We start from the raw sequence: 12,647 nt of genomic DNA on the forward strand, positions 1-12,647 counted from the left end.
ACCCCGATATCTTTACATCAGACAAGCAGGGAGGAAGAAAAGAAATGCGAAAATTAAAGCATCTGCGTCATATTATGTCACCGCTGGATCTTACGGTAGAAGAGATGGACAGGCTGATGGATCTGGCCGCGGATATGGAGGCTAATCCGAAGAAGTACGCGCATGTCTGCGACGGGCTGAAGCTTGCCACCTTGTTTTACGAGCCCAGCACCAGGACCAGGATGAGCTTTGAGTCGGCGATGCTGAACATGGGAGGAAGCATCATCGGCTTTCACTCCGCCTCGTCCAGCTCTGCCACAAAGGGAGAAAGCGTGGCGGATACCATCCGCGTGGCAGGGTGTTTTGCCGATATCTGCGCCATGCGGCATCCCAAGGAGGGCGCTCCCATGGTGGCGGCAGAGGTTTCCCCGATCCCGGTCATCAATGCGGGAGACGGCGGGCACCAGCATCCCACACAGACGTTGGCAGACCTGATGACCATCCGGACGCTGAAGGGCAGACTCGATCACCTGACGGTGGGAATCTGCGGCGACCTGAAATTCGGGCGCACCGTTCATTCACTGATCAGCGCGCTGGTCCGGTACACAGGCATCCGCTTCATTCTGATCTCCCCGGAGGAGCTGCGCGTACCCTCTTATGTCAAGGAGGAAGTGCTGAATCCCGCGGGTACTCCCTATGAGGAGGTGATCCGGCTGGAGGACGCAATTCCGAAGCTGGATATTCTCTACATGACGCGCGTGCAGAAGGAGCGGTTCTTCAATGAGGATGATTATGTCCGCATGAAGGATTTTTATATTCTGGACGAGGAAAAAATGAAACTGGCCGGACCGGAGATGTATGTTCTGCATCCGCTTCCGCGGGTCAATGAGATTTCCGTCCAGGTGGATAAGGATCCTAGGGCGGCCTACTTTAAGCAGGTGCATTACGGCATGTATATGAGAGAGGCACTGATGTATACACTTCTTGAGCTGGGGGAGGATCAGTAAATGTTAAATGTAGGCGCGATTGAAGAAGGCTTTGTTCTGGATCACATCAAGGCGGGAAAAGCGATGACCATTTACAAGGATTTGAAGCTGGACCAGCTGGACTGCACGGTGGCGATTATCAAGAACGCGAAAAGCAGCAAGATGGGCAAAAAGGATATTCTGAAGGTGGAGTGCCCGATTGACCAGCTGAATATGGATGTGGTGGGTTTTATTGACCATAATATTACCGTGAATATTATCAAAAACAGCAGGATTATCGCAAAGAAGAAGCTGGAGCTTCCGAAAGAGATCCGGAATGTCATCCGCTGCAGAAATCCCAGATGCATTACCTCGATCGAGCAGGGGCTGGATCAGGTTTTTGTGCTGACTGATCCGGAGAAGGAGATCTACCGCTGCAAATATTGTGAAGAAAAGTATCACGGAACCCATAATAAATAATACGGGGATTACAGTGTGTCAAACAGTGAATACATTCCAGAAAATAAGTCACAAAAGAAAGCAAGGCATATAAGAAAGTAAAACAGAAGGAACAAATTATGGATCATATCATTTCAAAACTGCTAATGTACGGTTCCCTGCCGGAGGATTCGATTCTTGTTCAGATGGGAAACATCTGCCGCGACGCGCGGGAAGAAAAAGTTCCGAAGGATGAGCTTGTGGCCAGAAGCTTCCGGGTGGTAAAAAAGATCTGCATTGTCGCCACAGACTATGGGTTTGACGAAAACCTCTGGCACAATTACCTGACCTTTCAGATGATCACGGATGAAAATCCTTTCAGCCTGACCTGTGAAAAGGTAGGGGCAAGCGAGGGAAGCGTCAATGCTTTTGCCAGAAATGACTTCCGGGCTTTTCTGGATCTGTTCCACTATGATTTCACCTGGCTGGAGGATTATCTGGGAATCAGCTGCTTCTCGCAGATCCTCCACTACAAGGCAATCGTGAAGCCGGAGCTGATGTACAACAAAAATGTCAGCGAAAAGGTGCAGGAGCTCAGCCGCAGGCTGGAAAAAGCCGCGGATGAAAATGAATTTTTCGATGCGGTAACGGGCTTTTACAGAGACTACGGCGTAGGGATGTTCGGCCTGAACAAAGCCTTCCGTATTTCCTCTGATGATCACGGAAGCATCAGGTTCCACGCCATCAACAACATGGAGAAGGTGATGCTGGACGATCTGGTCGGGTATGAGATCCAGAAAAAAAAGCTGGTGGATAATACCCGCGCGTTCGTGGAGGGAAAGAAGGCCAACAACTGTCTGCTGTTCGGCGATTCCGGAACCGGAAAATCCACCAGCATCAAGGCAATCGTCAATGAATTTTATCCGGACGGCCTGCGCATGATTGAGATCTACAAGCATCAGTTCAAGGATCTCTCTAATGTGATCGCGGCGATTAAAAACCGGAACTATAAATTTATTATTTACATGGACGATCTTTCCTTCGAGGAATTTGAGATCGAGTATAAATTCCTGAAGGCCGTCATTGAGGGCGGTGTGGAGACCAAGCCGGATAATGTGCTGATCTACGCGACATCCAACCGCAGACATCTGATCAAGGAGACCTGGAGCGACAGGGACGATGTAAAGAATGAAAACGGGATGCACAAGTCGGATACCATGGAGGAAAAGCTTTCACTGGTACATCGGTTCGGTGTTACGATCAGCTACTCCAAGCCGACGCAGCAGGAATATTTCCGGATTGTGGCGCAGCTGGCAAAACGCGCCGGCATTCGGATGTCAGAGGAGGAGCTGAAGGCAGGAGCCAATCAATGGGAGCTCAGCCACGGCGGCATCTCCGGGAGGACCGCGCAGCAGTACATTACCTATCTGAGCGGAGCCGCGGAAGAGGCGTAGGGATGGACTATCAGGAAGCAAGAGCATTTATCGCCGGAAAAATCTCCGGCGTCCACCTGGAGCTGGACAGAATCCGCGCGCTTCTGTATGAGCTTGGAAATCCGGAGAAGGAGCTCCGGTTCATCCACATTGCCGGGACAAACGGAAAGGGCAGCATTGCCGCCTATCTTTCCGCTGCCCTGACACGGGCGGGATTCTGCACAGGCGTCTACACCTCCCCGGTTGTCTACACCTATGGGGAGCAGTTCCGGGTAAACGGGAAGATGATTTCCGGGGAACAGTACACAAAGCTGGCGGAGAAGATGAAAAGCGCCGTGACCCGGATGGAGCGGCGCGGTCTTGTCTGTCCCTCTAATTTTGAACTGGAGACGGTTCTCGCCATTCTGTTCTTCTCGGAGCAGCACTGCGACTATTCCATTCTGGAGTGCGGCATGGGCGGCAGGGACGACGCGACCAACGTGATTCCGGCGCCGGTCCTTGCTGTATTTGCCTCCATCAGCATGGATCACACGGAATTCCTGGGACAGACACTCCCGGAAATAGCGTCCGTAAAGGCAGGGATTATCAAAAGAGGCTGCCTGGCAGCCGTAACCTCCGGCCAGCAGAAAGAGACGGAAGAGGTGCTGCAGTCTGTCTGTGATTCTCTTGGGGTTCCTCTGGTAACCGGTCATCCGGAGCAGGCGGAGGTCCTGGACAATACCATAGACGGTCTGACCTTCCGGTACAAAGACCTGCTGTTTCACACGCCCCTTGCCGGAAGCTGTCAGGCGGAAAATGCGGTTACCGCCTTTGAGGCGCTGAAGATCCTGCAGAAAAAAGAACCGGAGCTGACGGATGAGAAAATTCTGGAGGGAATTTCCGCGGCGGACTGGCACGGAAGATTTACCCGCATTGCGGAGCATCCGGATTTTGTTGTGGACGGTGCGCATAATCCTCGCGCGGCCGATATCCTGCGGCAGTCTGTCCTGGAATGCTATCCGGAAAGGCGCAGAATTTTTATTCTGGGCGTTTTCGCGGATAAAGATTACCGGGAGGTGATCCGCAGGACCTGCGATCTGGCGGATGTCCTTCTCTGTGTGGAAACACCGGACAATGAGAGGGCACTCCCGGCGGAAAAACTTGCCGAAGCCGCCGCGGAAATTTTTCCGGAGAAAACGATTCTAGCGGAAAAGAGTATCCCGGACGCGGTCAGGCGGTCTTTTGCCCTTGCCGGCCCGGATGACCTGATTCTTTCTTTCGGGTCACTCTCCAACATCGGTGAAATTACCGGTCTTATGAAACACTTTACATAGGTTTTACAGGCGGAAAGCGTAGTTTTCCGCCGTTTTCTGATATACTTTGGATAGTACGGGAGCAGGAAGCATGACAGAACTGGAAAAATACAGAGATCAGATTGACGCCATTGACCGGAAGATTGTCCGCCTTTTTCACGAAAGAATGCAGGTGGTGGAAAAGGTGGCGGACTATAAAATCAAAAGCGGAAAATCTGTTTTCGATTCGCAGAGGGAACAGCAGAAGATCCGGACGCTGGGAGAACTCTGTGAAAATGATTTTGAAAAGCGGGCGGTGGTGGAAATTTTTGAACAGATTATGGCCATCAGCCGGAAAAAACAGTACCAGCTTCTGACAGAAAATGGAGTGACGCTCCCTGTCGATTATGCCTCCACGGAAAAGCTGCATTTTCATAATGCCAGGGTCGTCTTCCAGGGAGTGGAAGGCGCTTACAGCTTCGAGGCAATGAAAACCTTTTTTGACGACTCCATAGAAACCGCCCACGTCAGCACCTGGCGGGAGGCGATGGAGCTGCTTGCCCGGCATGAAATGGATTTTGGCGTCCTTCCAATCGAGAATTCCACCGCGGGAAGTGTTTCGGATATCTACGACCTTCTCCTGCACTACCACAACTATATTGTGGGAGAACAGACCATTAAAATTGACCATATGCTGATGGCGCTGCCCGGTACCAGGATGGAGGATATCAGAACGGTGTATTCTCATCCTCAGGGTCTTGCCCAGTGTTCCCCGTGGCTGGATAAAAACCATCCGGAGTGGACGCGCCGGCAGGTCCTGAACACCGCTATGGCCGCGGAAAAGGTGGCCAGAGAGGGACGCAGGGATCAGGCCGCGATTGCCAGCCGCTCCGCGGCGGAGTATTTCGGCCTTCAGATTCTGCAGGAGGGAGGAATGTCCGCGGAAAAGAATTCCACCCGCTTTATTATCCTCTCTGCCCGCCGCTGCTTCGTCAAGGGCGCCAGAAAAATAAGCATCTGCTTCGGACTTCCGCATGCCTGCGGTACACTCTACAACATTCTGTCCCATTTTATCTTTAACGGATTGAATATGTTCAAGATCGAATCCCGTCCGATTCCGGACCGGCCTTTTGAGTACCGCTTCTTTATCGACTTCGAGGGGAATCTTGCGGATCCGGCGGTCAAAAACGCTCTCCGGGGCATTCAGGCAGAGGCGGTGGATCTGCGCCTGCTCGGCAACTATTAACAGAAGATCCGGTTCATCCAGACACTCGCTGGTGTGCCGGACCATGCGATATACAAGGAGGAACGCAGGATGGCAGTAACAAATTTTGCAGCCATTCACATCGGCAGCTACGATGTTTCGCTTGAAATTTATGAAATATCCAGAAAATCCGGCATTCACTGCATTGACCGTGTGGTTCATCACATGGAGCTGGGAAGGGATTCTTTTACCAACGGGAAAATCGGGCCGGATATGCTGGATGAGCTCTGCACAGTCTTGAAGGATTTTGTCCACACGGCGTCGGCCTACCGGGTAAAGGAGATACGGACCATTGCCACCAGCGCCGTACGGGAAGCGCAGAATGACCTGTTTGTGCTCGGTAAAATTCAGCAGACGACCGGGCTGACCGTACAGATCCTGAGCAATTCCGAGCAGCGTTTCCTGAGCTACAAGGCCATTGCCTCCATGGAGACCCGGTTCAACGACATGATCCGGAAGGGAACGGTGATCGTAGATCTGGGAGGCGGAAGCGTTCAGATGTCTGTATTTGATAACTCCGCCCTGATTACCACACAGAATCTGCGCATGGGAAGTCTGCGGATCCGGGAGCGCCTTCAGACGCTGGACTCTCTGACAACGGATTATGAAAAGATGATCCGGCAGCTGATCCGCTATGACCTGAAGAGCTTCAAAAAAATGTATCTGAAGGACCGTAAGGTGGAGACCATCATCCTGAACGGCGATTTCCTGACGGAAATTCTTTTCAGCGGAAACAGGTACCGGGACCGCTCCGCGAGACTCCTGTCGCGGTCGGACTTTGAAATCTGGTACAAGAGCATTGTCGGCCTGTCGGAAGAGGAGCTGGCTGTCCGGTACGACCTCACCCCGGAGTTTGCCTCGCTGTTCCGTCCGTCCGCTGTCATCTATCATCAGATGGTGGAGGAGACAGACGCATCCCTGATCTGGTTTCCGGGAACCCACCTGACCAGGGGCCTTGCCTACGAATTCGCGGATGAAAACAATCTCCTGAAAATGGCCCATAATTTCGGCAATGATATTATTACGGCGGCCAGAAATATCGCGAAGCGCTATTCGGTCGGAAAGCCGCACATCGACAACATGGACCGGAACGCCCAGATTCTCTTTGATGCCACCGAGTCGGTTCACGGCATGAAGTCCAGGGACCGCCTGCTGCTGCGCATCGCGGTCATGCTGCACGACGTCGGGAAGTACATCAGCTTCAACTATGTCAGCGAGAGCTCGTTCAACATTATCATGTCGAATGAAATTATCGGGCTTTCCCATGCGGAGCGCGAATGCATTGCCCTTTCCGCCAAGTATATGACGGTTCCCTTCCCGCAGTATGAGGAGCTGGTGCAGGAAACCAGCCTGAACCGGGAGCGGTACCTGAAGGTCGCCTACTTTGTCGCGATACTCCGTTACGTCAACGCGCTGGACAGAAGCCATATGCAGAAGATCCAGCATATGGAGGCAAAGCTGAAGGACCAGACCCTGCAGCTGCGGGTAACCGTGAATGAGGATTTTGTTCTGGAAAAGGGTCTGATCGGGGAAGAAGCGGAATTTTTCACAGATGTGTTCGGTCTTCGCCCGGAGATTAAAGTCAGTCGGGTCGTCGGCTGAGGGAACGCGCGGTTTTTAGAATATCCTGTGGCATGGAACCGGGAGACAAAAGGAGACAAACCATGAAACCTGACCTGAAACTATTTGAAAAACCGGAATACTACTGGAACCGGGAGCTTTCCTGGATCCGTTTTGACGAGAGGGTGCTGCATGAAGCCATGGATGAATCGGTTCCCCTCTTCGAGAGGCTGAAATTCCTGAGCATCACATCCTCGAACCTGGATGAATTTTACATGGTCCGTGTCGCATCCCTGAAGGATATGACGCACTCGAATTACACACGGACAGATATTGCCGGCATGACCCCGGAGGAACAGCTTGCCGAAATCTCCAGGGCGGCGCACCGCATGGTAAAGACGCAGTACGATACCTATGTGGACGCTGTCCTGCCCCGTCTGATGAATGTGGGCATCCATATTCTTCACCGGTATGAGAAGTTGACGGAGGCGCAGGCTGCCTATGTGGATTCCTATTTCGACGAGAGAATCTACCCGGTTCTGACGCCGATGGCTATGGATTCCTCCCGGCCGTTTCCGCTGATCCGGAACAAAACGCTGAACATCGGCGCGCTGATCCAGAAGGTGGGAGAGACAAACCGGAGAAAACGGATGTTTGCCACTGTCCAGGTGCCTTCCGTCCTTCCGCGCTTTATTGAGCTGCCGGAAGAGAGCGGACAGAAAACACTGATTCTTCTGGAGCAGATCATCGAGAGAAACATGGAAAAGCTCTTCCTGGGGTATGAGGTCGTATGCGCCTATCCCTACCGTATTATGCGGAACGCGGAGCTGGGAATCGATGAGGACGAGGCTGCTGACCTTCTGGTGGAGATCAAGAAGCAGCTGAAGAAGAGACAGTGGGGAGAGGTCATCCGCCTGGAGGTGGAGGACGGGATTGCCCCGGAGCTTCTGAATATCCTCAAGGAAGAGCTTCAGGTCCAGGAGGATGATATTTTCTATATTCCGGGTCCGGTGGATCTTACTTTCCTGATGAAAGTTTACGGACTTCCGGGATTTGAGGATTATAAAATACCCGCCTACCAGCCCGCGGAGGTGCCTGCCCTGCAGAACGATGATGACATCTTTGCCAACATCCGGAAGGAGGATATTTTTCTGCACCATCCCTACATGAGTTTCCAGCCGGTTGTGGATTTTGTGAAATCCGCGGCAAAGGATCCGAAGGTTCTGGCCATCAAGCAGACGCTCTACCGGGTGAGCGGCAATTCTCCCATTATCGCCGCGCTGGCGCAGGCGGCGGAGAACGGCAAACAGGTCACCGCGCTGGTGGAGCTGAAGGCCAGGTTTGATGAGGAGCATAACATCGTCTGGGCCCAGAAACTGGAGAAAGCCGGATGCCACGTCATCTACGGGCTGGTCGGACTGAAGACTCACAGCAAGATTACCCTGGTGGTGCGCCAGGAGGAAGACGGCATCCGCCGGTATGTCCATCTGGGAACCGGCAATTACAACGATTCCACGGCAAAGCTCTATACGGACTGCGGCATCCTGACCTGTGACGAGAGAATCGGGGAGGACGCTACTGCCGTGTTCAATATGATCTCCGGGTATTCCGAGCCGGATCGCTGGAACAGTCTTGTCGTCGCGCCTGTGTGGATGCGCAAGCGGTTCCTGTACCTGATCCAGAACGAGATCCGCTATGCCAGAGACGGGCAGGAAGCCTTTATCAAGGCGAAGATGAATTCCCTGTGTGACCAGGAAATTATCGCCGCCCTTTACAGCGCTTCCGCCGCCGGTGTAAAAATCGATCTGGTTGTCCGGGGAATCTGCTGCCTGAAAACCGGAATTCCAGGAGTCAGTGACAATATCCGGGTGCGTTCTATTGTCGGAAACTTCCTGGAGCATGCCAGAATTTTCTGGTTCCACAGCGGCGGCCGGGATGAGGTGTTCATGGGCAGCGCGGACTGGATGCCAAGAAATCTGGACAAGAGGGTGGAAATTGTATTTCCTTTGTACAATCCTTCTATTAAGAAAGAAGCGATGCTGATTCTGGAGAAGCAGCTGGCGGACACAGTAAAAGCATCTGAGCTTCAGCCGGACGGCACTTATCTGAAGAAAACAGGACCGGAGGTTATTCCTTTTAATTCACAGGATTATTTCTGCAGATATGCGGCCGAACAGGCGGGAAAGAAGAACCGGGAGGAGAAGGAAATGAGGACGTTTATCCCGGCGGAACCAGTCTCCTCAGACACGGAATATTACTCATGAGAATGTTCAATTTTGTTCATTATTGAGGAGCCTTATTCACAAATGATTCATGGCAGCGGCATTGACAAAGAAAAACGTATGACTTACAATACGTAACAGCTTCGGGGATTGTATACAAGATTTATCAGTCAGCATTCCCGCAAGCCCACTTGTGAGGTAGGATATGAAACAGAGAACCTTATCAATCCTGGTAGACAATACTGCCGGTGTTCTGTCCAGGCTTTCCGGCCTGTTCAGCAGAAGAGCCTATAACATTGACAGCATCTCCGCGGGAGTGACCGCGGATCCCAGATATACGCGGATTACGGTTGTCGCCACCGGCGATGACGATCTGGTGCTTGACCAGATTACCAATCAGGTCAGAAAGCAGGTGGATGTCCGCGATGTAAAGGTGCTGGATCCGAAAAACAGCGTCAACAGGGAACTGATGCTCATAAAGATCCGCTGTGAGGCAGAGGACAGACAGAACGTCATTTCCCTCGCCGATGTCTTCCGCGCCAACATTATTGATGTAGGAATACAATCTCTGATCATCGAGCTTGTCGGCGGAACCAGCAAGCTGAGCGCCTTTCTTGAGCTTCTGGATGGGTATGAGATCCTGGAGCTTGCCAGAACCGGAATTACGGGACTTTCCAGGGGCATGGAAGACGTGCGTTACCTGGAAGACCTGGAGAAGTAAAATCCGGAGCCGGGTGGTTTGATTTTCGCGTTACCCCTTTAAACAGGATAACAAATATATTTTCTGAATGGAGGAAATTCAAAATGGCAGCAAAAATTTATTATCAGGAAGACTGCAATCTGTCTCTGCTTGAGGGCAAGAAGATCGCCATCATCGGTTACGGCTCACAGGGACATGCACATGCGCTGAATCTGAAGGATTCCGGCTGTGATGTCATCGTCGGTCTGTATGAAGGCAGTAAATCCTGGAAAAAGGCAGAGGAACAGGGGCTGAAAGTTTACACTGCTGCTGAAGCGGCAAAGCAGGCAGACATCATCATGATCCTGATTAATGATGAGCTGCAGGCGGCTATGTACAAGAAGGACATCGAGCCTAACCTGAAAGAGGGAGATATGCTGATGTTCGCTCACGGCTTCAATATTCACTTCAATCAGATTATTCCGCCGAAGAACGTTGACGTTACCATGATCGCTCCGAAAGCTCCCGGCCATACCGTAAGAAGCGAGTATCAGGCAGGAAAGGGAACTCCGTGTCTGGTCGCTGTTCATCAGGATTATACCGGAAAGGCACTGGATCTTGCTCTGGCTTACGGACTGGGCATCGGCGGCGCCCGTGCCGGACTTCTGGAGACAACCTTCCGTACCGAGACAGAGACCGACCTGTTCGGTGAGCAGGCTGTCCTTTGCGGCGGCGTTGTTGCTCTGATGCAGGCAGGCTTTGATACTCTGTGCGAGGCAGGTTACGATCCGAGAAACGCATACTTCGAGTGTATCCATGAGATGAAGCTGATTGTTGACCTGATCTATCAGTCCGGTTTCAAGGGCATGAGATATTCTATCTCCAATACCGCCGAGTACGGCGATTACATCACCGGACCGAAGATCGTTACCGCCGAGACCAGAAAGGCTATGAAGCAGATTCTGTCCGACATCCAGGACGGAACCTTCGCGAAAGACTTCCTTCTGGATATGTCTTCCGCAGGCGGGCAGGCTCACTTCAGAGCTCTTCGCCAGAAAGCTTCCGAGCATCCGTCAGAGAAGATCGGAGAGGAAATCAGAAAACTGTACAGCTGGAATGGAGAGGACAAGCTTATCAACAACTAAGCTTTTCTCGCGCTCAGTTCCGCGATTGACAGGGGGCTTCCGGGAAACCGGGGCTCCCTTTTCTGTACTGGCCCGGCTTCACCGGAAGGCATGCGGGGCCTTCCGCCTGCTTCCGGCACTCTGCATTGTGCCGCTGTCCGAAGGGGATGGCGTTTTGGCTGCTGTCGGCGTCTGCCGTGCGGCACTCTTGCACGTCGGGCAGCGGGCCGATATAATGATGCCAGGGTTAAAAGATATTTTGAACCCAAAGGACTACAGTGTTATCCGGTTTTCCCGTGCCGCTTATGCGCCGCAAAAGCGCCCATGACGCGGCGCGCCAGCAAGTATCTCCGCCACCGGTGTGCAGACATGCGCGGTGTCGGACTTTAGACACTGTGTTCAGGTCATAGAAAGAAAACAGATTTCAAGGAGGAATTTTCAGGATGGGAATGACAATGACTCAGAAGATCCTGGCGCATGCCGCGGGTCTTGATTTCGTGGAGCCCGGTCAGCTGATCGAGGCAAAGCTGGATCTGGTACTGGGAAACGATATCACGACACCGGTTGCCATTCACGAGATGGAGCGGTTCAAAAAGCAGCAGGTCTTTGACCGGGACAAAATTGCCCTGGTAATGGATCACTTTATCCCGAATAAGGATATCAAATCGGCGGAGCACTGCAAGCAGGTCCGGGAGTTTTCCCATAAGTATGACATCACGAACTATTTTGATGTCGGACAGATGGGCATCGAGCATGCCCTTCTTCCGGAAAAAGGACTGGTTGTCGCAGGAGATGTGGTTATCGGCGCGGATTCCCATACCTGTACCTACGGCGCATTGGGTGCCTTCTCCACCGGGGTGGGAAGCACAGACATGGCCGCCGGAATGGCTACCGGCAAGGCATGGTTCAAGGTGCCTTCCGCTATCAAAGTTGTCCTGACCGGGAAGCCCGGAAAATGGGTAAGCGGCAAGGATGTGATCCTTCACCTGATCGGTGAAATCGGTGTGGACGGCGCGCTGTATAAATCGCTGGAATTTACCGGGGACGGGGTGGCCAGTCTCTCCATGGATGACCGCCTGACCATTGCCAACATGGCCATCGAAGCCGGAGGAAAGAACGGAATTTTCCCGGTGGATGAGAAAACCGTCTCTTATCTGAAGGAACATTCCTCCCGGCCGTATCAGGTTTTTGAGGCGGACGCGGACGCGTCCTATGAGAAAACCGTTACCATTGATCTTTCGGAGCTGAAGCCGACCGTTTCGTTCCCGCATCTTCCGGAAAACACAAAGACGATTGACGAAGTGGGAGAGATCCCGATTGACCAGGTTGTCATCGGCTCCTGTACCAACGGGAGAATTCAGGATCTCCGGGAAGCGGCGGAAATCCTGAAGGGACGCAAGGTGGCAAAGGATCTCCGCTGCATTGTCATTCCGGCCACGCAGAAGATTTATCTTCAGGCTCTGGAGGAAGGGCTGATCCGCACATTTATCGAGAGCGGCGCTGTTGTCAGCACGCCTACCTGCGGTCCCTGCCTGGGCGGTTACATGGGCATACTGGCCGCGCACGAGCGCTGCGTCTCCACGACCAACCGGAATTTTGTGGGAAGAATGGGAGATGTGACTTCCGAAATTTATCTTGCGAGCCCCGCTGTCGCGGCGGCCAGCGCCGTAACCGGAAAAATCAGCGCACCGTCCGAGCTTGGATTATAAGGA

At 52.6% G+C, this 12,647-nt stretch carries 10 protein-coding genes; all 10 read left to right on the top strand.

Annotation, left to right across the window (positions count from 1 at the left end; translation table 11 throughout):
* Positions 1-62: 62 nt before the first annotated feature.
* The 10 genes from pyrB to leuC all read left to right on the top strand — a co-directional run bounded on the left by pyrB (position 63) and on the right by leuC (position 12,644).
* Positions 63-986 (top strand): aspartate carbamoyltransferase, encoded by a 924-nt coding sequence (pyrB, locus tag FYJ60_RS00250; protein ID WP_154457049.1) that lies wholly within the window; start codon positions 63-65, stop codon positions 984-986.
* Positions 987-1,424, top strand: coding sequence for an aspartate carbamoyltransferase regulatory subunit (locus FYJ60_RS00255; RefSeq protein ID WP_154456588.1), 438 nt, complete (start codon positions 987-989; stop codon positions 1,422-1,424).
* A gap of 98 nt (positions 1,425-1,522) precedes the next feature.
* A complete protein-coding gene (locus tag FYJ60_RS00260) occupies positions 1,523-2,836 on the top strand; it encodes an ATP-binding protein (RefSeq protein WP_154456589.1) in 1,314 nt (437 codons plus the stop codon).
* 2 nt (positions 2,837-2,838) lie between these two features.
* Positions 2,839-4,128, top strand: coding sequence for a bifunctional folylpolyglutamate synthase/dihydrofolate synthase (locus tag FYJ60_RS00265; RefSeq protein ID WP_205838906.1), 1,290 nt, complete (start codon positions 2,839-2,841; stop codon positions 4,126-4,128).
* 70 nt (positions 4,129-4,198) lie between these two features.
* Positions 4,199-5,332, top strand: coding sequence for a prephenate dehydratase (gene pheA / locus FYJ60_RS00270; RefSeq protein WP_154456591.1), 1,134 nt, complete (start codon positions 4,199-4,201; stop codon positions 5,330-5,332).
* Between the two features lie 69 nt (positions 5,333-5,401).
* A complete protein-coding gene (locus FYJ60_RS00275) occupies positions 5,402-6,952 on the top strand; it encodes a Ppx/GppA phosphatase family protein (RefSeq protein ID WP_154456592.1) in 1,551 nt (516 codons plus the stop codon).
* A 32-nt stretch (positions 6,953-6,984) separates the two neighbouring features.
* On the top strand, positions 6,985-9,174 hold the full coding sequence (locus FYJ60_RS00280; protein ID WP_456298078.1) for an RNA degradosome polyphosphate kinase: 2,190 nt from the start codon (positions 6,985-6,987) through the stop codon (positions 9,172-9,174).
* Positions 9,175-9,337: 163 nt separating this feature from the next.
* Entirely contained in the window at positions 9,338-9,853 is a 516-nt protein-coding gene (gene ilvN / locus FYJ60_RS00285; RefSeq protein WP_154456594.1) for an acetolactate synthase small subunit, read from the top strand.
* An 83-nt stretch (positions 9,854-9,936) separates the two neighbouring features.
* The gene (gene ilvC, locus FYJ60_RS00290) at positions 9,937-10,956 is read left to right on the top strand and encodes a ketol-acid reductoisomerase (RefSeq protein WP_154456595.1); all 1,020 of its coding nucleotides are present in this window, start codon (positions 9,937-9,939) and stop codon (positions 10,954-10,956) included.
* A 422-nt stretch (positions 10,957-11,378) separates the two neighbouring features.
* Complete coding sequence (gene leuC / locus FYJ60_RS00295) at positions 11,379-12,644, top strand: 3-isopropylmalate dehydratase large subunit (RefSeq protein WP_154456596.1); 1,266 nt, start codon at positions 11,379-11,381, stop codon at positions 12,642-12,644.
* The last annotated feature ends 3 nt before the right edge of the window (positions 12,645-12,647 follow it).

The organism is Bilifractor porci (assembly GCF_009696005.1).
Classification (GTDB): Bacteria; Bacillota; Clostridia; order Lachnospirales; family Lachnospiraceae; genus Bilifractor; species Bilifractor porci.